The organism is Paenibacillus prosopidis (assembly GCF_003337375.1).
GTDB lineage: Bacteria > Bacillota > Bacilli > Paenibacillales > Paenibacillaceae > Pristimantibacillus > Pristimantibacillus prosopidis.
In genome coordinates this window covers 363096-390035 of the sequence record NZ_QPJD01000006.1, presented here as the reverse complement: position 1 = coordinate 390035, position 26940 = coordinate 363096, and the positions used below count along the sequence as shown (strand labels likewise).

The 26940-nt window shown below is 43.7% G+C and carries 24 protein-coding genes, 2 pseudogenes, 1 riboswitch and 1 other annotated feature; of the genes and pseudogenes, 3 read left to right on the top strand and 23 right to left on the bottom strand.

Translation table 11 applies throughout. From position 1 onward, the window contains the following. Window positions 1–171: 171 nt before the first annotated feature. From DFP97_RS11935 to DFP97_RS11860, 14 genes and pseudogenes are all read right to left on the bottom strand, one after another. A complete protein-coding gene (locus tag DFP97_RS11935; protein ID WP_114380192.1) occupies window positions 172–486 on the bottom strand; it encodes a hypothetical protein in 315 nt (104 codons plus the stop codon). A 211-nt stretch (window positions 487–697) separates the two neighbouring features. Then, window positions 698–853, bottom strand: coding sequence for an IS3 family transposase (locus tag DFP97_RS31495; protein WP_245976148.1), 156 nt, complete (start codon window positions 851–853; stop codon window positions 698–700). A 46-nt stretch (window positions 854–899) separates the two neighbouring features. After that, window positions 900–1553, bottom strand: a complete 654-nt coding sequence (locus DFP97_RS31490) for an IS3 family transposase (RefSeq protein WP_342773270.1) — start codon at window positions 1551–1553, stop codon at window positions 900–902. A gap of 35 nt (window positions 1554–1588) precedes the next feature. Continuing rightward, entirely contained in the window at window positions 1589–1753 is a 165-nt protein-coding gene (locus DFP97_RS31485) for a hypothetical protein (protein WP_245976133.1), read from the bottom strand. A 1524-nt stretch (window positions 1754–3277) separates the two neighbouring features. Beyond that, on the bottom strand, window positions 3278–3781 hold the full coding sequence (locus tag DFP97_RS11910; RefSeq protein WP_114380189.1) for a hypothetical protein: 504 nt from the start codon (window positions 3779–3781) through the stop codon (window positions 3278–3280). Between the two features lie 200 nt (window positions 3782–3981). Further along, window positions 3982–4362, bottom strand: coding sequence for a YciI family protein (locus DFP97_RS11905; RefSeq protein ID WP_114380188.1), 381 nt, complete (start codon window positions 4360–4362; stop codon window positions 3982–3984). 378 nt (window positions 4363–4740) lie between these two features. Further along, window positions 4741–7887 (bottom strand): S-layer homology domain-containing protein, encoded by a 3147-nt coding sequence (locus tag DFP97_RS11900; RefSeq protein WP_181873476.1) that lies wholly within the window; start codon window positions 7885–7887, stop codon window positions 4741–4743. A gap of 299 nt (window positions 7888–8186) precedes the next feature. Beyond that, a riboswitch (cyclic di-GMP riboswitch) is annotated at window positions 8187–8280 on the bottom strand. A 476-nt stretch (window positions 8281–8756) separates the two neighbouring features. Beyond that, window positions 8757–9307, bottom strand: a pseudogene (locus DFP97_RS11895) (histidine phosphatase family protein). A gap of 885 nt (window positions 9308–10192) precedes the next feature. Continuing rightward, a complete protein-coding gene (locus tag DFP97_RS11885; protein WP_114380185.1) occupies window positions 10193–10576 on the bottom strand; it encodes a hypothetical protein in 384 nt (127 codons plus the stop codon). 320 nt (window positions 10577–10896) lie between these two features. Continuing rightward, window positions 10897–11271 carry a S41 family peptidase gene (locus DFP97_RS32115; RefSeq protein WP_114380184.1) on the bottom strand — a complete coding sequence of 125 codons (375 nt, stop codon included), beginning with the start codon at window positions 11269–11271 and terminating at the stop codon, window positions 10897–10899. After that, window positions 11272–11895 carry a S41 family peptidase gene (locus tag DFP97_RS32110; RefSeq protein WP_114380183.1) on the bottom strand — a complete coding sequence of 208 codons (624 nt, stop codon included), beginning with the start codon at window positions 11893–11895 and terminating at the stop codon, window positions 11272–11274. It abuts the gene before it with no gap. A 138-nt stretch (window positions 11896–12033) separates the two neighbouring features. Beyond that, the gene (locus tag DFP97_RS11870; protein WP_114380182.1) at window positions 12034–12402 is read right to left on the bottom strand and encodes a VOC family protein; all 369 of its coding nucleotides are present in this window, start codon (window positions 12400–12402) and stop codon (window positions 12034–12036) included. Between the two features lie 244 nt (window positions 12403–12646). Then, window positions 12647–13402: a Nif3-like dinuclear metal center hexameric protein gene (locus tag DFP97_RS11865; protein ID WP_114380181.1), complete on the bottom strand. Its 756-nt coding sequence runs from the start codon at window positions 13400–13402 to the stop codon at window positions 12647–12649. Window positions 13403–13475: 73 nt separating this feature from the next. Next, window positions 13476–13679, bottom strand: a pseudogene (locus tag DFP97_RS11860) (winged helix-turn-helix transcriptional regulator); the annotation flags it as partial. A gap of 328 nt (window positions 13680–14007) precedes the next feature. Here DFP97_RS11860 and DFP97_RS11855 point away from each other — a divergent pair. Beyond that, on the top strand, window positions 14008–14886 hold the full coding sequence (locus tag DFP97_RS11855; RefSeq protein ID WP_114380180.1) for an aminoglycoside phosphotransferase family protein: 879 nt from the start codon (window positions 14008–14010) through the stop codon (window positions 14884–14886). Window positions 14887–14888: 2 nt separating this feature from the next. Here DFP97_RS11855 and DFP97_RS11850 read toward each other — a convergent pair whose 3' ends face one another. The 4 genes from DFP97_RS11850 to DFP97_RS11830 form a co-directional block, all read right to left on the bottom strand. Continuing rightward, window positions 14889–15491 (bottom strand): class I SAM-dependent methyltransferase, encoded by a 603-nt coding sequence (locus DFP97_RS11850; protein WP_114380179.1) that lies wholly within the window; start codon window positions 15489–15491, stop codon window positions 14889–14891. 619 nt (window positions 15492–16110) lie between these two features. Next, window positions 16111–17196, bottom strand: a complete 1086-nt coding sequence (asd, locus tag DFP97_RS11840) for an aspartate-semialdehyde dehydrogenase (protein ID WP_114380224.1) — start codon at window positions 17194–17196, stop codon at window positions 16111–16113. A 142-nt stretch (window positions 17197–17338) separates the two neighbouring features. After that, window positions 17339–17602: a binding site (T-box leader), on the bottom strand. A 93-nt stretch (window positions 17603–17695) separates the two neighbouring features. Further along, window positions 17696–18934 carry a winged helix-turn-helix domain-containing protein gene (locus DFP97_RS11835; RefSeq protein ID WP_245976131.1) on the bottom strand — a complete coding sequence of 413 codons (1239 nt, stop codon included), beginning with the start codon at window positions 18932–18934 and terminating at the stop codon, window positions 17696–17698. A gap of 34 nt (window positions 18935–18968) precedes the next feature. Then, a complete protein-coding gene (locus DFP97_RS11830; protein WP_114380176.1) occupies window positions 18969–20096 on the bottom strand; it encodes a low temperature requirement protein A in 1128 nt (375 codons plus the stop codon). A 63-nt stretch (window positions 20097–20159) separates the two neighbouring features. On the opposite strand from DFP97_RS11830, the gene DFP97_RS11825 reads away from it, so the two are divergent. Then, window positions 20160–21038, top strand: coding sequence for a pentapeptide repeat-containing protein (locus DFP97_RS11825; RefSeq protein WP_114380175.1), 879 nt, complete (start codon window positions 20160–20162; stop codon window positions 21036–21038). Between the two features lie 71 nt (window positions 21039–21109). Here DFP97_RS11825 and DFP97_RS11820 read toward each other — a convergent pair whose 3' ends face one another. The 4 genes from DFP97_RS11820 to DFP97_RS11805 are packed head-to-tail and all read right to left on the bottom strand — an operon-like array spanning window position 21110 to window position 23385. Further along, window positions 21110–21595 carry a DinB family protein gene (locus DFP97_RS11820; protein ID WP_114380174.1) on the bottom strand — a complete coding sequence of 162 codons (486 nt, stop codon included), beginning with the start codon at window positions 21593–21595 and terminating at the stop codon, window positions 21110–21112. 21 nt (window positions 21596–21616) lie between these two features. Then, a complete protein-coding gene (locus tag DFP97_RS11815; protein ID WP_245976130.1) occupies window positions 21617–22129 on the bottom strand; it encodes a GNAT family N-acetyltransferase in 513 nt (170 codons plus the stop codon). Next, window positions 22129–22551: an NUDIX hydrolase gene (locus tag DFP97_RS11810; RefSeq protein WP_114380173.1), complete on the bottom strand. Its 423-nt coding sequence runs from the start codon at window positions 22549–22551 to the stop codon at window positions 22129–22131. The genes DFP97_RS11815 and DFP97_RS11810 overlap by 1 nt, the downstream gene beginning before the upstream one ends. Window positions 22552–22578: 27 nt before the next feature. Further along, window positions 22579–23385, bottom strand: coding sequence for an AAC(3) family N-acetyltransferase (locus DFP97_RS11805; RefSeq protein ID WP_114380172.1), 807 nt, complete (start codon window positions 23383–23385; stop codon window positions 22579–22581). A 178-nt stretch (window positions 23386–23563) separates the two neighbouring features. Here DFP97_RS11805 and DFP97_RS11800 point away from each other — a divergent pair, with 178 nt between their 5' ends. Continuing rightward, a complete protein-coding gene (locus tag DFP97_RS11800) occupies window positions 23564–24637 on the top strand; it encodes a ParB/RepB/Spo0J family partition protein (protein ID WP_114380171.1) in 1074 nt (357 codons plus the stop codon). Between the two features lie 73 nt (window positions 24638–24710). Here the strand turns inward: DFP97_RS11800 and DFP97_RS11795 are convergent, their stop codons facing one another. Then, on the bottom strand, window positions 24711–26855 hold the full coding sequence (locus tag DFP97_RS11795) for an MMPL family transporter (RefSeq protein ID WP_114380170.1): 2145 nt from the start codon (window positions 26853–26855) through the stop codon (window positions 24711–24713). Between the last annotated feature and the right edge of the window lie 85 nt (window positions 26856–26940).

The window sequence follows — 26940 nt, the reverse complement described above, 5'->3', positions numbered from 1 at the left end:
TGTAGAATTCTTCATCATTTTTTATCATTATCTTACCTAATACTCCTTTCTTACAAGTTTCCTATCCACTTAACCAATAGCCAAGCAACCCCCTATACCTAACATATATTAGAAGTATACTGCCAGTTAGCTTAACGAGGCTGCCGATCGATTGATACAATCTATAGTCAATTATTTGTTAGTGAATTCAATTATTTCATCAATATTATCTGTACTTATTATCACTTTCCATGTCTTCAATTTTATTAATATATATTTATGATTTGTATTGTAGTTATACTTTTTGTCATCCCAATATCCATTTGCAATAGAATCAACATTTAAACTATCCCTTTGATACTCAGTAATATTTTCGACTCCATTAACAAACAAAATTGTTTTTTTGTTATTATGATAGTTTTCTATTGCATTAACGCTGATAAAAAATATGATAAAGATTGAAATAACTGTAAAAAAGAGAAAACGATGTTTCTTGTTTACTTTCATTGTTTTTCTCCTCACAGATTTTTTATAACGTCTTATTTACGAACTTCACGAATTTTCCATATTTAAGGTATGCCCGTTAGTCATCCTTGCATCTCTTATGCTGCACCATAGAGCATGAAAGTTTAATCCGTTCTTTCATAGTTTAACAAAGAAAGGGAGCAGCGCCGCAGCTGAACTGTAACCTTATTTGTAGACACGTGAAAAAAAGGTGCTAAGCGGTAAGAAGGTGGCTTCTGTATTCATCAGGAGTCATCTTTTTTAATCCCCACTGGTAGCGAGTTGTGTTGTACATTAAGACATACTCGTTAACTCTTTCACGCAGCTCTTCAATCGTCTGGCAGTCTTCATATTCCAGCTCATCCTTCATATGACCAAAAAAGGATTCCATGGGTGCGTTGTCCCAGCAGTTGCCCTTACGTGACAAACCCTGCTTGCTTCACTTTATGTTGAAATACAGGATGTGTATAGTGCATGCCTTGGTCCGAATGAAGGATTGCATCGGGATGAACGTTGTTGTCCATGTTCTTTAAGAGCTCTTCTAACGTCTTCTCTGCAATACTGAGTTCTAGAGATGTAGAAAGAACATGTGCGGGTATTTGCTTCGTTGCTCCGTCTTTTACACAGGACAGGTGAGCCCATTGGCCCTTTCCATACCTCATATACGTTATATCTGTTAACAGTACTTTACCCGGCTCTTCTTGATTGAATTTACGCTCTAACAAGTTCGGGCACGTCTTATGTTCCTGTGTAGCTTTAGACATCTTTCGGTAAGGATTGGCTTGACGTACTTTCGCAACCAAGTTGTATTTACGCATGATTCTGCGAATCTTCTTATGATTCATAATGGCATCATCATTGCGCTCTAGATGCATCTTAATGGTTAGGGCACCCGCCTTGCCGTTAAGAGCGTTGTAATGCATCCTAATGAGACCGTAGTCGTTCTCATCCTCATATTCACGCTCTTGCCTCCTGGGCTCAGCTTTAACCCAACGATAATACCCACTCCGGCTTACCCTCGCAATGATACATAAATAGGCCGTTAAGCCTTTCATCTTGTATTTACGAATTGTAGCTTCGATAAGCTCGAAGGTCTCTGAAGGTGTTAGCGTTCGCGTTTCGCCTGCCTCTCTAGAGCCTCGAGCTTTTTTAGGAATTCATTCTCCACTTCTAGCAGCTTAATCTTAGCCTCCGCACGCTTAAGCTTTTCCTCTGTGCTGAGCTCCTTAGATGAGGGTCTGCCTGTGCTCGCTTTGCCTCTGCGGTTCATTAGTAATCCCTCCTCCCCCAAAGACCGGTAAGATTTTTTCCAGCGTTCTAAACATTTATATGGATTTTTTTTACCGATAACAGCTAAACCCAGCTTCTAGGAAGATCTGCATAGGTGCTCTACCGCTCTTGTAAGCTTGTACGGCATGTAATTTAAACTCGGGTTTATATGATATTGCTCTTTCTGATACGTGTTCAATATTAGGATTAGACTCAAGCAATTTAATCTGTGTTGTAAATAGGCGTTTGGACATGGAGTAGGTTTACCTCATTCATTGTAGTATTTTTTATTAAAACACAAAAACCCGAAAGATGAGCACTTTTTCTAAAGTGTCTATCTTTCGGGTTACAGTTCACAGCAAACTGCCCTTTATCTATTCAATCGTGCCAGTTAGTTCAATGAAAAGCAGCCACTGCGAATGGTCATTCCCGTTTTGAAATTATTCAATCCTTTCACTTTCCAACTTATATACCCTAGACACTGTACCTTCTTTGTTAAAGAAAGTGAGCCGCTTACAGTCTGGGCATTGCCAAATACTTTGTGATACGTCGTATATCTCGCTTACTTCATCTATTTCATCGACTTGGCGATCTGTAAGCAAATACAATTCAATGTCGTTCGGAAAAACTCCATTGGATAGAATTGTACCACAAACACATTGGTACCTAGCCATTACAACCCTCCATCAAAGTGCCATAACTATGGCATCTGATTTAACTGTAATTGAACTATAGAAGTCCGTTAACTCTACTCGTCTGATGATTTCTGTGCACTCATCATATTCGAGCTTATACACCATTTCTACCTTAAGTCCATCGAAGAAAATAATTCTTTTACAATTAGTGCAACACCAAACATCGTATTTTGGAAGAGGAATATCTTCTACCAAGTCATTGTTTAAAACCTCTTCCCATTCAAAGTCAGTATACACTCTTAATTGTATATCGTTTGGTACTAAAACGTTTGACAACCTTGTGCCACAGTAGCATTGATATTGCATTCATGTAACACCCCATTTTTCGGTTCTTATTTCAAATTAAAACACTTATCATTATCGTAATCTGCCCGTTACTTCAGTAAAGAAAAAGGGATCGACTAAACTGCGCGCAGCCGGCGATACCCTTTTCACTATCGTCTCCCGTTACTTTAATGAGCGGGTTCGTTTGAGCAAAATAAGGATTGAATTGACAACATGAGATTTAGTCGTAAACACTGATTATAGAGTAATCAAAGAAGAAATTCAGAATTCCGATTGCTCGAATGGTATACTCTTTGTTAGCTTCAGTGTACCTATCCTCCACTTTCATGAAGAATGGGAGACTTTGAACATGCTTGCCTTCCCACTCTATAGGATTTTGACCTCGCTTACATAAAATAATTTGTTCTGGTCCGCCTACCTCACACGAAATGCCGTACTTCTTTGCAAGCCATAATTTATAGTCATTGTCGTTTGGACATGTAAAAACCAGCAAAATGAGTACGATTCCCAGTATTATTAGTGATGCCTTCATGAAGCGTTTCATATTAACCCCCAATCCGTGAACTATCGTGCCCATTAGCTAAATCCACCGTCTGATTTCCATTTTGAAAGCATCCCGCCTGTTTAGCCCAAAAATCGAGTTCATTACACTTTTGAATCGCATTTTCATAAAGAGTACTTAACACGTCCTCAGGTCCAAAAATCGTCATCCAATCAATACCATTTGAGGCTGGAAACAAAACTGAAAACAGTCCCTTCTTTGATTGTTCTTTACAATATTTAACGGCAGATTGACTATCGGACGAAACTTCTTGATTTAAGGTTAATGAGTATTTACCTTGGTGTTTCGTTAGTATTCCTTTGTGCCTTTTCAAGAGAGTCGATCCTTCCTTAAGACCATAAACAAAGATCTCTTTTGCATTCTCAACAAGAGGTCTTATCACATTTTCATGAGCGTTTAGGTGTTGCTCTGATTCATAATTGACGCTGTATCGCAAACCATCCGAAGGGAGAAGCCCTACACTAAAATGCTTTTGAATGTTACTCACCTACTGTTTTATTTACTATTTTAACATGTTCCAAATGGAAAATTTGTTGAACGAAAGCTGCCTGTTGTAATGGTGCTATCGAGTACCCGTTAGTTCAACGCAAAAAAAGTGAAATCCAACTGAGATTTAGCTGGATTCCACTTTTCGCAATAGCTTTCATACAGCTTTTTTTTCTAAAGGATTTAGTTCTTGCTTTGGAACTAAGAAACTTGACCTTCCTTGAAGTAGTGGAACGGGCGGATCTCGATCCTCCAGCCAAACTGTTCGCCCGCACCCACTTGCGTAGTCGGATGTAGGGAAGCCACCCGGATTGCTTCCTCCATGTCACGTGCTTCTATAAGGAACGCACTGCCCAGCATCTCCTTGGTTTCGATAAAAGGACCGTCGATTACCGTTACCTTCCCGTTCAGCCACCGCAAGCTTTTGGTCTCGAAAGAGAGGCCAGCATCGATGATCAATTGGCCGCTCTTGTAGAGCTCCTCAAGGTGGGGCTGACATTCGCTCATAACAGCATCGATCTCTGCCTTTGGGCGGGCATTCATTTTCTCTGGTTCGAGGTATCCCAAACACAAGTATTTCATTTTACATTCTCCTTTTCATTAGACTGATGTCATTCTTGCCTCTATTAAGTCGACGAACGGCATTCAACAAAATCGACAAATCATAAAAACTTTTTAAAAAAAATCATCTGGCGTCTCTTTAACTTGACGAAGCTCAATAAAGGAGCAGCATCAATCTGCTCCCTGATAGTTCAACTAACGTCCGCTGTTTTTTTGAGCTAACGTTCCCCGTCAATATATGACAATACTTCTGAACAAATTTTCAACTCACTTCAATTACAGACCTTAAACCACTCTCTGCGAATTTTATTCTTCAGCGTAAGAATGAATAAGCAAGAAGGGCCGTCCTTCAGCTTTGTATTCGCCTCAGGATAGCCCCTCTTTAAACCACTTTGGTGTCTACTTGGAATTTTTGTTATCAATCAGATTGGACTTGATCAGCATCCGCTGAACGATGACCGCCGTCTCTGCACGTGTGATGTTGCGCTTGGGCAGCAGTCCCGCTTCGGAGCCTTTGACCAGCCCGTTCTTCACTGCAGCCGCGACCGCTTGCTTCGCCCAGGCATCTACTGCCGCGCCGTCCACGAACGAGGAAAGTACGGATACAGCATCAACGCCGCTGACGTTCGTATCGAGTCCCGTTAGCTTCATCGCCCGTGCGATCATCGCCATCGCTTCTACGCGGGTAATCGTTTTGCTTGGACGGAACGTGCCATCCTCGTATCCTTTGATAATACCGTATTCCTGTGCTTTCGCCACAGCGCCGACGAACCAGTCGCTGGACTTCACATCACCATAAGGCACAGTTTTCCCGTTTTCGGGGAGACCAAGCGCCCGCACGATAATTGCCGCAAACTCTGCGCGCGTGATCGCCGCGTTCGGGTTGTAATGCGCCGCGTTGAATCCGTTCACGATCAGTCGGGACGCCATATCGTTAACTGCGTCTTTAGACCAATGGTTTGCTACGTCCGCGAACGTCATCGGGTGCCAAATCAATGTATACGTGCTGTTCGTTAAACTGCTTACGACCGCATAATATTTTCCGTCGCGAACGGTGATGTAGGTCGGCACGTGATAAACCGTTCCGTCCGCCATAAGCACGGTTGCGGTGGTGATCTTACTTAGGTCAATGCCGTCTGGCAGCGGAATTTCCCGCTGAACGTACACATTGAACTTATCTACGTCCACCGTTTTGCCGTTGTAGGAGGCGGTCACCGTGAAATCGACAGGTGGCACGACGACGCTGAACTTTCCTTTTTCCCCCATGCTTGCTGCGAGTTGAACCTTCGCCGCATCGCTCTTCGCGATGTCTACATGGATGACGATATCCGACAATTTCAGTTGCCCGCCAAGCTGCGACTCCAAGTGATCGATCGCGATTTGCGCCGCAGGCAGCTTGTAACTTCCGTTAGCCGTCTGTACTTCCAATATCGCCTGCTTGTTCTCCATCGCTTTCACTATATCGCCGGTCAATACCACCGTTACTTTATCCGCGCTCACCGCCGCAACGGGCACAATTATAGTCGGCTTGTCTCCTTCTTTCGCAAGCTGCGCTTCCAGTTTGACTGAATCCACTGTCGCCGTCAGGACGGTTTCCCCGTTCTCTTGGGTTGTCGTACCTGTGGCGATTTGATCATACTCTTTGCCGTTCACGATGACACGGAATGCCATCGAGTTGTCGGACGTACTAGTGCCGGTATCCGTACTGCCGGAGCCGCCCGTCCAAGATGAAGGTGCACGCGTCACCGTTACGGTGTACGTTTGTATCGTGCCGTCCTGCGCCTTCACAACTACCTTGATCGTGTTGATGCCTACGCTCAGCGGCAGCGAATCGGAAGCTGTGCCGCTCGTCAACGTAGTCGGACCTGTCACTAACCCTTCGCTGTTGTACACGCTCGCCGTCACTGTCGCATGTGCTGAATCATATACCGTTGCCGTCACTGTTGTGCTGCTAACGCTGTTCGCCACACTCGACGTGTAACCGTCTGTTGTGTTTGCCGCAAACACCGGGCTTAAATTGCCGCTCGATAACGTCAAACCGCTTAAGTCCGCGTTGCTAGACGATGTACGAACTGTTATTCCCGCACTGGTTGCAGACGCGTTATTCGTCGTTGTCGCTTTTACTCGGGTCACAAACGTATAGTCTGTCTCCGGTGTCAATCCGTTGAACGTCGGGCTATCCTGCCAGGTTACGCCGCCATCGTTGCTGTATTCCTGACCGGTAACTGTCTGCAGCGTAATGCTCGTTGTTGTTTTACTTGTTTCTACAGGCGCTGCCGGAGCCGCCGCTCCGTCCGCTGCCGCTACCGTACCCGTCGCCGCGCTCGTTACGCTGCCTGTCGCATGCGTACCGTCGGAGGTGACCGTCACGGTGATAGCCGCGCCCATGTCATCTGCGGTTAACGTGTAGCTTGAACCCGTCGCATTCGTGATGGCGACTCCGTCTCGGTACCACTGGTAAGTCGGCACGTTGTCTGGCGTGCTAGGCGTATACGTGACCCCCGATAAGTCCGCTGTCAACGTTTCGCCAAACTTGGCTGCACCGCTGATTGCTACACTGCCTCCCATAGCCGGAAGCGTAACATCCTCTGTTGCCGTGATGATGTTACTAATGGCACCGGAATTATACTCAATAATAACTCCTGGATCCTTAAATATGCTACTACCACCGTGTGTATTGTCTACGGCTAAGTAACCTACTTTATTATTAGTGGTGTCTAGCAGAAGTGTAAGATGGACATAGCCTCCATTAGCCACAAAATTACTCGTTGACTCAAGACCTGTTGCAGTATTGTTTGATACATACCTTGTCTCGGGATTAACAGCAGAATCCCAATTAGGTGCTGTTGCTTTAGTAGCGCCTATAAAGCTTATAAAGTTCCAGTTTCCTGTAAATGCAGTCTTAAATTCTGCAAACATATTGGCAATAGCAAACATTTCTACAGCTCCAGCAATAGTTGCTGGTGGCTCTACAAGATGTCCGTTATTGTTCGTTGCTGTAGTCACAGCATCGTTATAATCCATGGTAGTACTCGGTCTTTCCACATAAACAAAATAGCGTCCATTGTAGGTACGTATAGATGTTTTCCCATTGGTCAATGGTGCCCCTGGCGTTACATTTACTGTGATACTTTGGGTTTGCCCTGCAGGTTGTGTAAATGTCATATTTCCAATAACAGCCTGAATTTCTTCATAAGTATTACCACTTGAAAAATTGAACACTCTATTTGTAGGTGTAGATTGGTCAGTAATACGACCACTAATGGTTATGCCATTAGTCAACTCGGTAATACCGCTTGGAAGAGTCCCAACAGCAATTGAGCCATTATTTACAGCAACGGTAAAGTATCCGCCCCCTGCATTAACGACACCAATGCTTCCAAATGCAGCATTTGATAGCTGATAGGTTGTTCCGGATAATCGAACAGGAGTACCTAGATTAAGTGTATCCGCTGCACTTGCTTTTAACGGATGAAAAGGCATCATCGTCAATACCATAACGATTGCCATTAGAACAGATAAGATTCTTCGATTTTTTAATTTCATCTTTTGTTCATTCCTCCTGAAGAAAGTTTGGGTTATTTTGCCTTTACGTCGGCTTTGTACTAGTACTTGCATCGCTAAAAGGATTTTTCTTATTTTAATCTTCTCTTGTACTCGTCCCACTCCTGTCCCTTAGGGAATCTCCTCGCCCCCCACATCTAGATTAAATCCTTGTTCATTCGACATCCGGTAAAAATAAAAAGCATTCCATTCAACATGTATCTTACAAAAACTTCAATATCAGAATGCAAAAAAAACTCCGTCCACATGAAGAATCAAAGTAGACGGAGGTTTCCGTCGTATTCGGTAGCTGGCTGGCATCGCGGTATTGGTAGATCCGCATTAGCCCCTGTAGCATTGCGTCGCCACTTTTCAGTGGGTTTGCTATTGTCGTACGAGCTATTCGATTATTGAGGATTTTGTCGATATGTACAGTAAATACTGTAACTTGTCTAAAATTGGAATTCTATAGGTAATTGGTCCTGATCTCCATGAACTTGAATCGATTTTATACAATGATTGTCCTCCACATTCCTTCATTTAACCTATCCATGAGGTATAGATCAGATATGCTGACCGACAGGTGAATAAATGGGGATGACCTAGTCAGAACATTTATAATTAGGTTAGGAGCAAGGCATCATCCTAGAAATTTTTGCGTTTCGTTCTACTCCGTCATTTATCTCTTCCCTCCCAAGAGAAGCCAATTTATGTCCACATAGAATTTTTTATTTAGTTGAAGATAGTTTCAACAGAAGGATTAAACTTGTTTTTTTCAATTCATTTAAAGTTCCTTGAGAGATCCCCAGTGACTGAGCAAAGGAAACTTGATGATAACTGATTCCCTTGCCTTCGCCGAGTTACTCAAAAAATCATCTCCATAGTCTCACTACTTCTATTAATTTCTGTTCTTCAAATTCTAATTTATATATGTCCGGCATAGAGGTTGATTCCCAGAATTCAAAATCATATCGGTTATCAAAGTAATTCATTATTAAAGTCATAATATCACCATGCGTTCCATTACAATTTTCTTTCCCATATTTTCATTCAATATGTTTTCGATTACCTTTACTGCTCTTCTTTGAGCATAAATGGTTGATTCACCATTAGAAAATGAAAAATTAATATCTTTATACACTTTCAGCTTGGCTTCCATAAAATTCATATCCTTAATCTGACCAATATCACTTTCTCTGAGCTCTTCGAATAATATAATTTCGTTAGTTCCGGCTGCGCCTTTAATAGTTTGTATCGCTCTTTCATACGGACTTTATATAAAAAGATCAATTTCTTCATCTTTCAAAATTTCATTAATTTTAAGTGTATCTAATTTATCTTTGTCCGACAGTCCTCTTGTCCTCTCCATACCTTCAATATATGGTGATTCGGCATGTCTGACAAAGTAAATAAAAGTTTTCATCTTTTTTCACTTCTTCCTATATTGCAATGGTTTCAGCTAACGTCTTTGGCTGTTAATATGAGAAAGCAACCGTTCCTGGATTAGCTGGCTGCTTTCTTATATTGATGGACAATCGTATCCGTCCCTCAGTTTTAAGGGTTTATCTCACGTAAACTCAGTCATTCGCAGGATTTCATCACTTTGGAATGCAATGGTCGGTAGGAAATAAGCTATAACACCCGTGAGGTCCCTGTTTTGGGCATGCGCAAATAAAAGAAACGAACACTTTGGAACATTTCTCCAATTTACTTTCTACTGCACGCATGCTCCACTTGATCCCTGGAAGTTTACCATCCCACGACTCGACGGGTCTATCCCTTACATTCCTTCGTTACACTTATCCAAGGTGTGGAGACCGATAGCGTTTAGCTGATGGGTCTGTGCCCTTATCGGATACGAACTCGGTCCTCCGTGCTTTCTTTGTTTGAAATCCTACGAATGAGTCAATTTACGTTTAATGAGTCTTATGCAGCTTGAGTGTAAGTTTGGAATGTTTTTTCCGGAGTGAACGACTCACCGTGACGAGCCATACCAACTAGGATTCGCGCCAGTTTTCCAAGCAGTTTAAACACCGACTGTTGCTTACTCATATGCTTATTATGGACATTATTTTCATTGTATAGATAGGGCCGAGGCCTTTAAGGGATCTCAGTTGGCTTGCTATAGGAATCTCACCGAGTACGGTTACGATGTCCTTTCTCTGGCTCGCTTGAGAGATGAGTTCGGCGGCTTTCTGAATGCCAGTTGAACCGCCAGCTCGCTTCATGTATTTTCGCCAGCCTGTAATGACCTCAGCCGTCGATTGACCTTTAAGATCAAGCGGGAACGGGAACTCTTTGAGGGTCGCTATCGAGCGCGGACAGGTCTTTCGTTTCGCCCTGATACATTTTTTCTACTTGGATGAGGATTTCCGGTAGTTTGAGGCGGGTTGTCGTCGAGGTCGGAGAGATCATCCTCACCGGCAAGCCATTCCTTGACCGCGGCTCCCTTGCGCTCTTCTGTAAGAAGATCCCGTACACCGACGACTTCATTAATCTCTCGTAAGAGTGTTTCGTCCGGTACCGGAATTGGCGTCTCCATGGCTGCCTCTGGCTTTTTCGGCCCGTCATTGGATGAAGGCGTAGCGATCTGTGTGAACCCCAGCCTCGATGCTTCATTGAATGTGATTGCAGCTCCTACGATTATGGCTGTAATACTGATGACCGCGATAGCTTTTGTCTTGAGCTTCACGCGAACCCTCCTTTTAACTCTCTTCACCTGCTCACTTCTGCAAGAGGAACAGTAACTTTCTTACAACTCTTCTTTTCTTATACTAAACGCTTATCAATATGATTTGTTGCATTAAACTGCCCGTTAACTCAACGGCTGCCGTTCATGTCGGCAGCCTCGTCCAGGTGCTTGTTAAGCTATAGTTACCCGTTAATAAAATGAGCAGGCTACCGTAGCGCCTGCTCAACAATCGTGATATTTAACTATCGTTTTCTGTGAATTGAACAATTGCTGCGCGGGATTTGCTAAAAAAATCCATTCTTCCCCGCCCTCATAGTATATCAAGCCAAAACACTTTTCTTCTCGAGTGTTTGTTTTATTTCATCCATCAATCTTTCATATCCTCCTAGGATTGGCTGATCAGACAGACGCTTTAATTCACTTTGAAGAAGTGTTATATAAGAAACATCGAATGCTTTGTCTTGGGGAACTTCGAGATCTGGACGAACCCCCACTCCCTCCCAATTGCCTTTGGTTACCGGATTTATTGCGCGACCATCAGGGATAAACACTTCAAACTCCCTGTTTATTCTATGCATCTGTCCCGGGTGAGCCCCGCCCCCAGTACGTTCCCCAACAACAATCGCTCGACCTATTGATTGTAAGTTGTATGTAAACTCCTCAGCAGCTGAAAATGTTTTTTGGCTCGTTAATATTTAAAGCGGCTTAGTACCACCAAATCTCTTTCCAGGAACATAAGGCAGACTCCAGAACTGTTGAGTTTCATCACTTTTTCTCCAATAGAGATTATTCAGATGTGTTGGCGATGGTTCTAGTAAATAGCTCGAGAGGAATGCTACCATGTTCGGAGAACCACCAAAATTATTTCGTAGATCAATTATCATGCAGGATGTGTTTGCAAGAAACGTCATTGCGCTCGAAACCGTTTCTCCAGCATGTTCGGGCGGCATAAATGCTTGAAACTCCAAAAATCCGATATTCCCCGGCAACCGCTCTATTTTGTTAAATCCGTAGTTATCCAACCTCACCATTGTTAAGAAATTATCGTGATGTACGTTATTATCCTTCTGAGTATTCTCTACTTGAGGTTTTTCCGTGCTATGCCGTATTTGTAGATGCTTATCCTGAGAAACGTTCTGCAACTGTGATGTTAACAGTTCTGCAAACAATGTGTGGTCATTGATATCTTCGTATTCGCGGTCATTTAATCTTTGGGTAAGTTCACTTCGAAGGTTGTCAGCCGTTTCGGGAAAAACATAATTTTCAATAAGTAATTCTATTAGTATCTTTATTGTATCCGTCTTAAAGTCATGGTCCATTATCGTCCCTCCTATGTAATATCATTTACCTTACTTCTCATCCATTCCCTTTTTCTGTAACTCAAAGCGAAAGATAACTGCCAGATTGATGATAAAAGGGCTGTACGCGGCATCTTATTACCTGTTAGTTCAGCTGTGCTACATTTGTATTGCCATTAATCGGTTGCCGTCAGGATCTTCAAAAATGACGATATTGTTTTCTAATATCTCGTTATGAATCACAATCTCGGATTCCTTCAGAAACTGGAGTGTCTGCCAAATATCATCTGTCTTAAAAAACATCAGCGGCTGGGGAGCTGGTGCCGCACCATTATTGGAATCCAGCAGAATCTCGGTTCCTTCGAAATCCAGTGTATAAACCGTAGAAAGCCGCCCCTCCATGTAATCCTCGTTGTATGGCAGATCAAACACACGGCTATACCATTCAACTGCCCGTTTCATATCTGAAACGTGGATAAAGATCGAGCCTACTCGTTTTTCAAGCCTGCTTCCTGCCGTTGTTTTCATTCAATTTCCTCTCCTTTAAACGGAAAATTAATCCACGTTTAGGATAGCGAATATACGTTCCCTTGTAAAGGGTTGGTTCATAATGTTTACCATACTATCCTGCCCGGTACTTCAATGAGCATCAAAAAGGAGCTGTCCTCGGGGCAGCTCCCCCACTATCGTACCCGTTAGCCATCCATGCATCTCTTATGCTGCACCACAGAGCATGAAAGTTAATCCGTTCTTTCATGGTAGTTTAGCGCCGTTACTCTAAATGTTCTTCTTCAAGATAGATGCTTTCAATTTCACTAAACTCTTTTTTCAACTTTTCCACAAGAGTTTTTACGCCAAAAACCTCTGTAAATGTATGACTCCCAACTATATGATTGAGACCAATAAATTTAGCATATTGAACAGAATACAACGATTTTTCACCTGTAATATAAGCATCGCATCCTGCTTCCTTTGCCTGTTTAATTAATGCCGTTGAGTTCCCAGCGCCTGTAATTACGCCGACCTTCCTAATAGGCGAAGTTGAGTTTTTCCATGCCTTCACGTCTTCTCCCAATTTACTAGCAACTTTTCCCACTAGCTCTTCAAAAGTTATGGATTCGTTATACTCCCCGATTCCGATGATTTCTCTATTTTCTTTAAAGTGCGTCTGTTGGATTATTTTCGAAACCTCTATTTCTTTTAATAGCGAGTTACATGTACCAAATTCAGCAAAATCCAATGGGAGGTGTATATAGAAATGTGAGATATCATTTTCTTCGAGCAACTTAACACATTGTTCCTTCATACCGTAAAGAAAATCCCATGCGTCATGGTGTGTGATAATTAATTGAACATTTTTGTCCACAGCCTTACTAATCACATCTGGAGTAAGATTTGTAGTGAATCCAACCCGATTAATTTTCTTGGATAATGGGTTATTAAAGCCATACTCATCATTTTCATCAAATTGTTCAACTAAGTTGCCAAAGGCGTTATTAATGAATGTTTTAAAATCATTGAGATGCATCTTATTCCCCCCTAGGCATATATTTACCTTTTTTCACCATATCACATAGACATCTTATTTAGCTATGACTGCCTGCCTCCAGCTCTTTTAACATGATGCTTAGCGTTTTAAAGGAAATGGAACCGATGCATCGTTTTAGTTCATTAAAGCGCATAACTTTATTTTCAGAAAGCCAATACATAATAATCATTTTATATTTACCGCCTATTAAGGACAACGTATATCCAAAGCCGGTGTCTTTCAGTTTCACTCCGGTCGGAACACAGGTTTCTCGCAAAGATTTCACCTCTCCTTTTGTTATATACATGTAAATTCCGCCGAAACTCCTAAGCCCTTGGCGTAGATCCATTATTTTTTTTCAAAAAAAGTTCTGACAACAAATAGTTTCAATTACGTTAACCCGTTAATAACGAAAAGGCTACCACGCGGCAGCCCTTTCGGAGTTCAACTATCGTTTCCGAGGGAATTTAACAACTTTCTTATATCAATTCTCTCCCTTGAACCATCCGGAACCAACGCTTATAGTGATGGTAACGACCTGGAGCATGGTCTGTTAAGATACACATTATTATCGATCAAATATTATATTTCAGGAAGGTGAGAAAATGATTGAAATTACAACCGAATTAGTACGCCGATTAATCCATAGTCAATTTCCCCAATGGAGGGATTTAGCTTTAAGGCCCGTAGAAAAAAGCGGACATGATAATCGCACCTATCGGCTAGGAAGCGAGATGACCGTTCGTCTTCCGAGTCATGAACGTTACGCTTCGGCTGTTGAAAAAGAGTTGACGTGGCTGCCTAACTTCAAGCCACTTCTATCCTTGGCAATTCCGGCACCCGTTGCAAAAGGCACGGCTACGGACGAATATCCCCTTCCATGGTCGGTCAACAGATGGATAGAAGGCGACACCGTCACGCGTTCCAATATACGCGATCAAAACAAATTTGCCGAAGACCTCGCAGGATTTTTGAAGGAGCTGGAAGCGATCGATGCAAGTCGCGGCGTACCGGCAGGCCCCCAAAACTTTCATCGCGGAGGAAACCTTGCCGTTTACGACAATGATACAAGATCCATCATCGAAACCCTTTCAGGCCAATACGATCGAAGGCTTTTAACGGAAATATGGGAACTTTCCCTTGCGACAAGATACCAATCAGCCCCGCTATGGCTGCACGGCGACGTTGCGGTGGGCAATCTGCTCGTGAAGGATGGACAACTGTGCGGCGTCATCGATTTCGGAACCATGGGTGTGGGCGATCCTTCAAGCGACCTTGTGATGGCATGGAACTTTTTTGACGACGTCAGTCGCAAAATATTCCTTACCTGCATGAATTTTGATGAGGACACCGTCAATCGTGCACGCGGATGGGCCTTGTGGAAAGCGCTCATCACCTTCGCATGTAATGAGAAAGGATCGGAAGCCTCAAATTGGGGCAAGCAAGTGATTGATGTAATTATCGGAGACTATAAAAAGATATAAGTTTATTTTTGAGAATCAAGAATAAACATAGATGCATCTTGTCCCATGAAGATTTTACTTCCATTATAAAAAGTTTTGGATTGAACATCCCTGTACCCTATTTTAGTCATAATGTCAGTTAGCTTTACTTGATTAAATCCGTTATGAACTATATCTGAAACTACTTCTTCATTTTTATTAAAATCTACGATTAGTAAATGTCCTCCTTCATTTAGAACATCAAATAATCTTGATAAAACTAATTCAACATCATTAATGTGGAGTAGAACCTGCGCCATAAAAATATAGTCTGCATGTAAACCCGATAGACCTTCCTTTTCAAAATCAAAGCATAATGTATCTGCATTCTGAATATTAAAATCAGAAATTTTTTGCTTTATTTGATTAATCATGTTTTGTGATGTATCCAGAAAAAGCATAGAATTAAAATCGTTTAACAAGTTCATTCCGACAAGACCAGTTCCACACCCAAAATCAATAGCATTCTTACTATTAGCATCAACTAAATATTCACGAATGGCATCTGATGATACCTTTGCAATTTGAATTCTTTCAGAAGTGTCATATATATTAGCTATCATTTCAAACTTATCCGTATTTCCCATTATTACCTCTCCAATCTGCCCTTTATAAAATCCTGAACTTTCCTACTTTTTCCGTAATTTCCTTATCACTATGACACAAAGCACATACAGTAAAAAAGTAAAAATAGCTCCAACTAGATAAATAGTCCACGTGAGATGGAAAATTACAAAGTAACTGTCTTGATACTGAAAATCCTCAGACGGCTTCTTAATAATATACCCGACTAGCAGGAAAACAAGGTAAGGGGCTGATAAGCTAAGAAGAACCCCCAATAAATACATCCTATCTGTTTAAACTAGTACATTATTTCCTTGCCCCCGATTGCTCAACTAGGCTCCGTTTCCTACAGCATTTCACTCATTGTACCATATATTGGAACAATTAGTGAAAGATAACTACGTATACTGCCTGTTTAGCGTAGTGATTGTTCGTTCAACTATGCTGCCCGTTAAATAAAGCCGCCATAAGCTATAAAACGAGGATTCCCCGGTCTTTTTGTCTCATCTTATATGTTTGAGTATCTCTGTTAACGAAAATACGGCTACTTCACAACATTTCAAGTATTGATAAACAGCAAGCTCCTGAAGGTATCGGGAAGCTTGCTGTTTTGTCTAACTATTCCAATGAATGTACATGCTGTTACTTTGCCTGAATGTACCCTTCCGCTTTAAGAAGTTCGGCGATCAGAACAGCACCGCCCGCTGCTCCACGTAATGTATTATGCGATAGTCCTACAAATTTATAATCGTATATAGAATCCTCACGCAATCTACCCGCCGAAACACCCATACCGCGCTCAATGTCACGATCAAGCTTCGTCTGCGGTCTGTTCTCTTCTTCAAAATAAGTTATGAACTGATTTGGTGCGCTTGGCAAGCCAAGCTCCTGCGGCCGTCCTTTAAATTGCATCCAGCGATCAAGAATTTCCTCTTTCGAAGGCTTGTTCTCGAACGATACAAATACTGTAGCCAAATGTCCATCCAATACTGGAACTCGAATACACTGCGTTGTTATTAATGGTGCACTTGCTTTTATGATTTCATTATTTACAATGCTGCCCCATATGCGCAGTGGCTCCTGCTCGCTTTTTTCTTCCTCGCCGCCAATATAGGGGATGACATTATCGAGCATATCAGGCCAATCGGTAAAGTTTTTGCCGGCTCCAGATATCGCTTGATACGTCGATGCAACCACTTTTGTCGGTTTGTAATCCAGCAGTGCATGAAGTGTAGGCACATAGCTCTGAATGGAACAGTTAGGCTTAACAGCGATAAATCCGGTCGAGGTTCCAAGCCGCTTTCTCTGTGCAGCAATCACTTCAAGATGCCCCGGGTTAATCTCCGGAATGACCATGGGGATATCAGGTGTCCAGCGGTGAGCCGAATTATTTGAAACAACGGGCGTGCCTGTCTTAGCGTATGCCTCTTCCAACGCTTGAATTTCATTTTTTTTCATATCAACTGCACAAAAAATAAAATCGACCTGAGCGGCAACCTCCTCCACTTTCGAAGCATCCTGAACGACGATATTTTTTACTTCTTCAGGAATTGGGCTAGACAACTTCCATCTGCCTTGTACAGATTCTTCATAAGTTTTACCTGCCGAACCGGCACTGGCTGCAATGGCCGTTACCTTAAACCACGGATGCTGATCCAGCAGCTGAACAAACCGCTGGCCCACCATACCCGTTCCTCCTACAATACCAACCTTCAATTTTTCTGTCATAAGATATTCAATTCCTTTCAACATGGCATGATTTTACCCTAAATAACTATTCAAACCGTCTGATTTGTGTACCTTAAGATGAATGAAACTGCATTTCCTTTGAGTCCAATAAAAAAAATCCCACCCCCAAGACTTGGTCAGTCTTAGGGACGAGATTTGTATACTCGTGGTACCACCCCAGATTCGCTAATATGTCGCCATATTAGCCTCTTCAAGTACGGCATTACTATGTAATGCTTATACTCTAGCTCTGTAACAGGAGCTCCTGACACACCACCCCCCTTTATCTTGGGCTCCGATGTGCTGCTCTGAGGTTTTTTTCAATAAGGAACTCTTACTCCTTTTCAGCTAACGGAGCTCTCTGTGAAAGAATTCATTTATTTACTCTTCTCTTCATCGCATTTCATTATTGCGATTATATTATCAAATATCCCTTATAAGGTAAATATGTATTTTGAAAATTAGAAAACATTACACATTGAACATAACCCGCCTAACTTCAATTTCCGAACATACTTTGCTCGATCGATACCGTTTTCGCCCCGTGTGAATGAGCAAATGATTCAAGCGCTCTCTGCACATTTTCGCGAAGACATTCCGTGTAGTCGATTTCAGGATCGATTTGCAGTAATTGTACCGTCAAGTGGCCTTGTTTTTTATCCAGACGCGGATCCATGCGGCCGATCAAACGGTCGCCGGCTAAAATTGGCATCGCATAATAACCATACTTACGCTTGACAGCAGGAGTATAGATTTCCCATCGATAATTAAAATCGAACAAGTCCATCAACCGTTTGCGGCTCCATAATAAGTTGTCCAGAGGCGGAAGGAAGTTAATCGGTAACTCCGCTTCATTCTCGATAGCGCGATTCCCGTCCTCGTCTTCCTGTACGGAAAGCCGATCCATATCCGAAGCTAATATGTAATAATGCTTGTTGAGTCCTGCGACTTCGACCTGCGCAATTTCTCCCGATTTTACGTACTGATCAATAGCTTCCCGTCGTTCTTTTGCGCTTAATGACTGCCAACCAAGACGGGGGTCGCTCGGTTCAAATACCCGGTACGCCCGAAAATATTTTTGCATCATCGCTTCAAGCGCTTCGACCTTGTCGATTCGCTCCGCTTGTTGAAGCAGTTCGACGGGGACACTACGCCTGGTAACATCAAAAAGGCGTTGGTTTCCTTCTCTGCCAACTATTCTAATTTGTGCGGCGTCCGTCAATAAATTCAGCGCATGAGATGTAGCTTTCGTCTTAGCGTTTACATTATCCCAATATCCGTGTACCCGTTGATTGGATTCGAACGACTTTGCCGGCAGCGGACCTTCGTTTTCCAGCTTTTGCAGCACTTGTTCGGCGATTGGCCAAATGTTGTCGATATGGGACTGCACTTGCTGCTTCAGTCGCTGACGGGTCGGTTCGAAAATAGGGTAATGTTCCATCGGAATGATACATGCCGCGTTCGCCATATATTCAAAAATTTCGTTTTTGGACAGCAGCTCATTCAGAATCCCCGGGTCATAACCGGCAATTCTTGCCGCCATCGTCAGATGCTGATTCGGTCGCACGGCAGAGACCGGGTCGATTTGAACGCATTCCAAATGCCGGATCATGTCCAGCACACGCTGGCGCATCGCTTCCGCAGAGTTTGCGCGTTCCTCCGGCGGATGAAGTAAAAACTGCTTCTCCAGCAAAAAACGCCTGAGCGCTCGTTTAGTGGTTTGAAACGGTTTCATCATGATTCCTCCAATTGGGTATCGTTGAAGTATAAGTTCAAGTCGTTAATTTACCATATACAACAAAGAATACCATCACTTCTCCAATGATTATGTAATTGGGTACAAGGAAAATCAAATCCACTGCGAAGAACACTCCAAGTAACCCTAATAGTAACGCTAAGTGATATATCCCTAATCTTTGATGGATGTGTCTATATTTATGGAAGACCAACGACGTTGAAAAAAAGTAGAGCAGTACGGATCCAAAAATGAAGCTTAACATAAATGAATAATTTAACTGTTCCAAAAATAACAATTGGATCGAAGCTGCGATCATACACATGGATAAATAAATGAATAAATGGCCATAAATTATGGTTTGCCCGGCAGTCTCGATTGTCTTGTTCACTTTCTTTTCGACATTGTCAAAATATTGCCACCATATAGCAATAATTAACAAAAAAGTTATTGCCGCAAATAAAATAGATTGCCAAGTCCAGTAGCTAGACTGCAATACTGCAAGTATACTGATTACTGCTTCGCCAAGTAGAATGAGTGTAAACAGCGAGAAGCGTTCTATTAAATGGTGAGTATTTATAGGGCTTTTCACCAAGTATTTCCGACCGATTATCGGGAGTAATATGTCTACAGCAATTCCTGCATACAAAACGGCATAACGAATCCACGAGTCAAAGAAAAGTGAGCAGGAAGATATCACCAGCCCAATCCAAAAGCGGCTCCCCAAATAACGGGCAGCGATCTTTCTATCTGCTTCTTCTTTCTTATGTACAGAAAGATATTGGATGGCTGTCATAGCTCTTAAACCAACATAGCCTATTAAGAATGAAACGTAGTATTGATCAAAATTAACCGATAGGCTGGCCGTCATTATTAACACAAAAAATAATTGTAGAATCAGAAATATCCGGTGTGATAAGATATCTTGTCCAAACCGATTTACAAAGAGAGATTGCCCAACCCAAGCCCACCAGATCGGAACAAATATGAGGACGAATTTGGTTAAGTATTCTACTGGAATTGAGCCGGATTCGACATGTAACAAGACATGACTTGCTTTGGAAACTGCCGCTACAAAAAGCAGATCATAAAATAGTTCCAGCCAAGTAACTTTCTTCTCAGCAAATGCTGTACTTTGTTGAAATCCCGATGCGTGTTTATTCATCGTTTTGCTCCTTTGGTTTTGATGTTATAGTATGGAAACAATAAAGTGATAGGAGATCACGCAATGTTTGAGAATCATGGAAGTTTTGGAGCTTTACCTGACAGTAGTCGCCTTAGTCTGCAAGCTGACTGCGAGAACTGCTTCGGCTTGTGCTGTGTCGCACTGCCCTTCGCCGCTTCAGCAGACTTCGCAATCGATAAAGATGCCGGGCAGCCCTGCCAAAACCTGCAATCGGACTTCCGTTGCGGCGTTCACAACAGTCTCAGGCAGCGGGGCTTTCGCGGCTGCACGGTTTATGACTGCTTTGGCGCGGGGCAAAAGGTTTCTCAAGTTACTTTCGGTGGCCGCGACTGGATACAAGCCCCAGAATCCGCGAAACAAATGTTTGAGGTGTTCAAAGCCATACGGCAACTCCATGAGCTCCTCTGGTATCTGACGGAAGCGCTAACGCTGCAGCCTGCCCGTCCGATCCACGATGCGCTCAGCTTGGCGCTCGATGAGACGGAGCGCCTCACCCGCCTCGATCCCAAATCAATCATGGAACTGGACGTGGCAGCACACCGGGCAAATGTTAATGCTCTGCTTCTGCGGACCAGTGAATTCGTGCGAGCTGAAGCTCTTCGCTCAATGAAGGGTCCCTCAGATCGTCGGAAAACCTACGGTCGAGGTGCCGACCTTATTGGTGCCAAACTGAGAGGTGCCGATCTTAGAGGCGCCAATTTGAGAGGCGCCTACCTTATTGCCGCTGACCTTAGAGGCGCCGACTTGAGAGTGGCTGACCTCATCGGGGCTGACTTCCGTGACGCTGACCTTAGAGGCGCCGACCTCACCGAAACTATTTTTCTTACCCAAGCCCAGATCAACGCGGCGAAGGGAGATGCCGGCACAAAGCTGCCGCCGTCACTCACTCGCCCAACGCACTGGTCTAGCTTCGGAGTATAAAAATGAGCAGGCGCGAGCACTTGAGCGCTTTGGCAAGACGCTCAAGTGCGGGCCGGTTGATTTCTGATAGATTACCGCATTCCCCTAGATAATAATGTTTTATAAAGTTTAATGACGCTCAAGTGCATGCCTTCATGATATAAGTTGAAGCTGAGAAATTGTTCCGGCGTTTCCAAGGTCATTCCGGCAGAAGTCGTATAAGGCGGGACGATTTTCTCCTGCAATCGGTGAGCAAGAGCCTCTCGAATCCGCTCCTGCTGTTCTTTTAACAGGGTTTCTAGCTCTTGGAGAGTCGGGACAAGTACGGAGACTTGAGTGTTTAACGGTGAAGTCCCATATTCAAACTGTTCCTTGAAACCTGTTGGCAAACGCATTGGAAGCCCCACGTATTGAAAGGCGAACCGTTCTAAGACGACATAGATATGGCCCAGCTGCCAGCGGATCGTATTTCGGAATCCTTCCGGGATCCGGTCTGCAATTTCTTCCGTGACACCTTCCATCATTTTCAAGGTTTGGCCCCGTACGAAAGTCAGCTGCTTAAATAAAAAGTGTTCCATCGTCCTCACTCCTATAAAATATTAACCTATGATCTTCTGATAGCTTACGATATCAAGTCTTCTTCCGAACTTAAAGCCTATCTCTTTGAAATGAGCACACTTTATATAGCCATGTCTCTCAAATAGACGTGCGCTTCTTTCATTCTCTGTACAAATTGTTGCTATCAATACATGAAATCCATGATTTCGTCCTGCTTCTTCTACAAACGGAATTGCTGCGCTTCCAATTCCTTCGCCAAGATGATTTGGATCTAAATAAATGGTTACTTCCGCTGTGACATCGTAGGCTTGTTTATTTTTATGTTGGGTTATCAAGATGTATCCCTTAATCAACTCTTCTTCTACGATGACGTAAGATTTGTACTTGGCATTTTGATTCATCACACTTGCTCTAATTTCATTAATTGTCAGTGCCTCTGTGTGAAAAGAAATCGTAGTATTTAATACATAATAGTTATAAATGTCCCTTATTTTAGACAGATGCTTTTCTTGAATTCCTTCGAAAATTATGTTGGATTTCATATTGGTCTCCATTAATTTCTTCCTTGGTCAAAGTATGTTATGCCATCGGTGTCTATCAGTTTTTTGATCCCGCCTTTATAATAAGGCATTAATTCATCAGCTATCTCTATATCAAACCACGCGATTTCCGTAATTTCATTGGGGCGATTAATTTGTTCTTTCCCGCCAATGATTTCTGCCCGAAATGTTATAAATAGTACATGTTCGTTTATCTTTTCAAACAAACACTCATTAATTGCAAGGATCCCAAAAACCTTAACATCAAGTCCGGTTTCTTCTTTAGCTTCCCTTATGGCCGCTTGCTCTAACGTTTCTCCCTTTTCAACCGCACCGCCGGGAAGTGACCATGTTCCATTATCTTTATTCTTCACCGCCAGCACTTTGGATTTTGAATCGTCTACAATTAAGGAGTAGGATACGTCGACTCTTTTCATCTGATACCTCACTTTAAATTCTACTATTTAGCTACTTCGATTGGATTCCATCCATTTTATCGCATAATCTACTAATTCCTTAACAGGCATCAGTAAAGCATCTGCATTTGCAACCTTCCCTCTTCGAGTGTAACTCGTATCTCGTTCGAAGGCTGCACCTATCAGTTCAAAATCACATGAATCCACATTAACATCTTTAAAATCAGCCCATTTCTTCTGACCATTTATAAAAATAGGCGCCTTATTGTTTACTTCTGTTTTCCCGGCATAGTCCGCCCGGTATTCCGCCAAATGGATAGAGGTATTGCTGCTATGACCTACGCCGAGCAATAGAACCCATCCCTCTGCTTCGTACAGTCTAGCTAAAGGGGAATTTTCACCCAAGCTGTTCTCCAAGCTATGATTGGCGACGATATGATCTTTTTGAGAGCCCCATGCGGCAAAAGAAACCTGAGGGTGATTACTTCTTACGACTCCCTTTTGTTTTCTAAAGCATTCAGGAATAATCCCCATTCCCCTGCACGGAATGAGGTCAGCATCAAATGCTGGCATCGTCTCCCTGATCAGCTCCCACCATGACTCTCTGACCGGTGGATATCTCCAGTTTGCCGGATCCGATAAATCAGATGTTTGTGTCGGCATAACCAGCGTTCCTTTACTGGCTAGACAATCTTCCAACGCCAAAATGACAGCGACCGGCCCGCCAACCACCCAACCGCCCAATGCCTTCATGGAGGAATGCAATATAACAGTCATCTCCGGTATTATACCAAGAGATCTAAAATCCGCTTTTAAAGTTTCGGAAGTAATTAGATCCCCTTTCACCTCTTCCACATCGATCCCTCCTAAATAATCTATTTACTAACCCGCGTTAGTAATCGCCATACAATAAATGTAACTTATTTTGCACGAGACTCCAATCATTTCCTCAAGTAGACTCGATAAGATATAATAGATAGGTCCCCATCGGACGCTTAATCCGAATCGCTAATCGAACGATAGGAGAAATCAAATGGACATTATTGAAATCGCAACGGATTTAATTGACGAGGATACGGACCAGCCCAGATATCAGTTTGACGAGGAAGCGCTGCAGGAATTAATGAAAAGCATCGAAGCGCTCGGCCTTCTATCACCGATTAAAGTGAGAACGACGGGCAGCGGACGATATAAAATCATTTACGGAAACCGCCGCTATAAAGCTAGCAAAATGCTCGGACGCCCAACGATTCCGTGCATCGTATCGAACGTTACGGACGAAATGGAAATATATCTGGAGCAAATCGCGGAAAATTTAACGCGCGAGGGCTTCTCCCCCATCGAGGAGGCGGAAGCTTTCCATAAATTGCTGAATGATCCAAAGTTCAGAAGCTCCACCAAATTCCTCTCTGGCAAGCTCGGCAAGCCGGAATCATACATTAAGAACAAATGCGAGCTGCTGAAGTTCGGCAACGCGGTCAAGAAGCTGATCGTCAGCGGTACCGAAATCAAGAAGGACAAGCTGACGGAGGATCAGCTGCTGCCTTTGAAGGACTTGCCAATCGAGCACCGCGATCCGCTGGCGCTCATCGTAGCAAGAGACGAGCTGCCTGTAAGCGACGTGAAGAAGATCGCCAAGCTGTTCAAGGACAAGACGATCACGGACAGCACGAAGGACAAGCTTCTCTTCAAAACAGGAAGCGGACTTATCGAAACCTGGTCAACCTATGAGCAAAATAAAGCGGAACGGTCCAAACCTGCGGCGGAGCCGAAGCCAACTGCGAAAGCCGGCAGGCAAGCAAAGCAGGAGGAACAGCAAGTCACGCAGGAGCTTGGACAGGAGCAGCAAGAGGCTGAACGGATCACAACTGGTGCCGTTCCAATCGTGCTTAAGCTGCAGAAGCTGGCTTCCGTTCTCCCCGTGGAAAGCTCTTTGACGACTGAGGTGCTGCAATCTCTCGAAGCTGTACATTCTAGTGATCAAGTTAGCTTTACGCAAAGCGTCGACTCGCTTATCGAAAACCTGGAGAAGCATTTGGCGGAGTGGAAAACGGTTCGCGAGCTGGCGAAGACCACTTCCTTCTCTGCTTCTGCGACGGAAAATTAAAACAAAGGCTGCTCCAGGCGTCAAGTGACGCAGGAGGAGCCTTTTTTTTCGAGACGGCTTATTTAAGCCATTCTTATTTAAGCCATCGCGGTGCCCACCAGTTCCATTTGCCGAGCATGCTCATTAAGGCTGGCACCAAAATCATTCTCACAATAGTTGCATCAATGAAAATCGCCGCTGCAATGCCGACTCCAAGCTGCTTTACCCCGACTACCTCGCCAAAAGCAAACGGAGCCGTTACCGCAATCATGATGGCAGCTGCAGCGGTTATGATTTTGCTGCTCGAAGCCAGTCCTGTCAGCACTGCGAGTTCATTGTTTTGCGTTTGGCGGTACACCTCGTACATTCGCGATACAAGAAACACTCCATAATCCACACTTATGCCAAATACGAGTCCGAAAATAAAGACGGGAATCATAATAGCGATGCTGCCGGGTTCCATGCCAAGGCGTCCCCCCTCGAACAGCCATGCCAAAATGCCGAACGATGCCCCCAGGCTTAAAAGGTTCATCACGATCGTTTTGAAAGCGATGAGAACGGATCGGAATGCGGCCAACAGCATGATGAAATTCGATACAAATATAAACAAGAACACATATCCCAGGTTATCAAAAACCGCATCGAACACCTCCTGCTGAACCTTTGCTTCACCGCCGACCAGAAAGGACATTTTCGACGATTGTCCCTGTTTTCCCCAGTTTTCAACCCAGCTCATCGCTTCCTTCGAGGAAGGTTCGCCCCTAATCTTCACCTTAATTAACATGCTGTCATTTTGAACGAATGGCCGAAGCGCAGGCTCATATTTCTTTTTTAAGAGCGGCTTCTGAACGATCTCCTGCAATTGACCGGGCGACATCCGCAAGCCGGAAAAAACGGAATCGACCTGCAGCACGCCAGAGTCGCTCTCTAACCGCCGAACGAGCGCATAGGCATTGACCCAATCCTCTTTATTCATGAATAAGGCTTTCCCCTGAGCGATGAGATAAACTTGTGAAGCCCCAGGGGATTCAAAATGGTTGCGATACGCTTCCGCCGCCAAGCGGGAATTATAGGCTTGCGGCAGGGACGTGGCATCCGGAATGGCTACCTTCATCCTGCTAAGCGGCTGTAAACAAACGATTAACATTAACGCCGCCAACAGTCCCATTACGACGGATCTCTTCATCACAAAGCGGGACATGGCATACCACGCCGATGATTTGCTTCTTGCATGCGAAGAGCTTATATCTCCTTGAATGGCAGGAAACAAAACAGCAAAGAGTGCTGGAAGCAGCGTGAACGTTAACAGCACCGAAACTGCCAATACCGTCATCGCTCCAAGAGCAATGGATGAAAACATCGGCAGCGGAATCCATACAAAGCCAAGCAAGCCGAGAAAAACAGCCGCCGCTGAAAATAGGACCGCCCTCCCGGCGGTCTTCATTGTTGTCGATAATGCCTGCTTGGCTGCGCTCCTCCCTAACTCCTCACGAAAACGGCTGACGAGCATGAGCGCAAAATCGATGCTGAGAGCCAGCCCAACCATAGGGATTACGTTCAATACAAAGTTGGATAACTCAATTTTAGTTCCTAGTTCATACATGGCTCCCATCGTAATCGATACGCCAACGACCCCGATAACAACGGGAAGCATAGCGGCAACGATGCTTCCGAAAGCGAGCCACAATATAAGGAAGGCGATTGGTATTCCGATAAGCTCCGCTTGTGCCAGATCATGATGGCTAGCCCGGTTCACATCCGTTTGGACGACGGATTTCCCCGTCATTTTTACCGAAATATGGTTATGGTACGGCAAGCGTTGTTCCAGCTGTTCAATTATCGGCTTCATTTTATAGGATGGATAGGAAAAGGCAAGAAACGCAAAGGCATAGCGGCCTTCCATCATGTCCGGTCTCGCAAGCGGCGAGATGACCCTGCTCAGGCCATCAATCCCCTGCACCTTAAGCATCGTTTGCCGAATGAACCTATGGAATTGCGCTTCGGTGACAGCCTCTTCTCTCTCAAACAACAGCATGACCGGATCCTTCGGGATGCCGAAATCGGAGGCAAGGATTTGCTGAACCTTAGCATAATCACCATCCGGATATAGCCCGTGATCCTTCAAGACGGAATCCAGCTTAGGCGCGTTAGCCCCGAACAGGACAAACAGCATGATCCATAATAGGATCATGCTTTTCGGATAACGGAAGGAGATAAGAACGAGCTTTTCATATCCCATAACTTCGCGCTCCTTAACCTGTTTTGACACTCCACACGGCTAAAGACGTGGGATTCTTGGCTAGTTGGTGCGTCCGCAGTCCGTT

Excerpts from the sequence above, each read along its gene's own strand:
- DFP97_RS11935 (WP_114380192.1), bottom strand. The coding sequence starts at position 486 with ATGAAAGTAAACAAGAAACATCGTTTTCTCTTTTTTACAGTTATTTCA.
- DFP97_RS31495 (WP_245976148.1), bottom strand. The coding sequence starts at position 853 with ATGAAGGATGAGCTGGAATATGAAGACTGCCAGACGATTGAAGAGCTG.
- DFP97_RS31485 (WP_245976133.1), bottom strand. The coding sequence starts at position 1,753 with ATGAACCGCAGAGGCAAAGCGAGCACAGGCAGACCCTCATCTAAGGAG.
- DFP97_RS11905 (WP_114380188.1), bottom strand. The coding sequence starts at position 4,362 with ATGAAATACTTGTGTTTGGGATACCTCGAACCAGAGAAAATGAATGCC.
- DFP97_RS11900 (WP_181873476.1), bottom strand. The coding sequence starts at position 7,887 with ATGAAATTAAAAAATCGAAGAATCTTATCTGTTCTAATGGCAATCGTT.
- DFP97_RS32110 (WP_114380183.1), bottom strand. The coding sequence starts at position 11,895 with ATGGACCATGACTTTAAGACGGATACAATAAAGATACTAATAGAATTA.
- DFP97_RS11870 (WP_114380182.1), bottom strand. The coding sequence starts at position 12,402 with ATGAAAACAACGGCAGGAAGCAGGCTTGAAAAACGAGTAGGCTCGATC.
- DFP97_RS11865 (WP_114380181.1), bottom strand. The coding sequence starts at position 13,402 with ATGCATCTCAATGATTTTAAAACATTCATTAATAACGCCTTTGGCAAC.
- DFP97_RS11855 (WP_114380180.1), top strand. The coding sequence starts at position 14,008 with ATGATTGAAATTACAACCGAATTAGTACGCCGATTAATCCATAGTCAA.
- DFP97_RS11850 (WP_114380179.1), bottom strand. The coding sequence starts at position 15,491 with ATGGGAAATACGGATAAGTTTGAAATGATAGCTAATATATATGACACT.
- asd (WP_114380224.1), bottom strand. The coding sequence starts at position 17,196 with ATGACAGAAAAATTGAAGGTTGGTATTGTAGGAGGAACGGGTATGGTG.
- DFP97_RS11835 (WP_245976131.1), bottom strand. The coding sequence starts at position 18,934 with ATGATGAAACCGTTTCAAACCACTAAACGAGCGCTCAGGCGTTTTTTG.
- DFP97_RS11830 (WP_114380176.1), bottom strand. The coding sequence starts at position 20,096 with ATGAATAAACACGCATCGGGATTTCAACAAAGTACAGCATTTGCTGAG.
- DFP97_RS11825 (WP_114380175.1), top strand. The coding sequence starts at position 20,160 with ATGTTTGAGAATCATGGAAGTTTTGGAGCTTTACCTGACAGTAGTCGC.
- DFP97_RS11820 (WP_114380174.1), bottom strand. The coding sequence starts at position 21,595 with ATGGAACACTTTTTATTTAAGCAGCTGACTTTCGTACGGGGCCAAACC.
- DFP97_RS11815 (WP_245976130.1), bottom strand. The coding sequence starts at position 22,129 with ATGGAGACCAATATGAAATCCAACATAATTTTCGAAGGAATTCAAGAA.
- DFP97_RS11810 (WP_114380173.1), bottom strand. The coding sequence starts at position 22,551 with ATGAAAAGAGTCGACGTATCCTACTCCTTAATTGTAGACGATTCAAAA.
- DFP97_RS11800 (WP_114380171.1), top strand. The coding sequence starts at position 23,564 with ATGGACATTATTGAAATCGCAACGGATTTAATTGACGAGGATACGGAC.
- DFP97_RS11795 (WP_114380170.1), bottom strand. The coding sequence starts at position 26,855 with ATGGGATATGAAAAGCTCGTTCTTATCTCCTTCCGTTATCCGAAAAGC.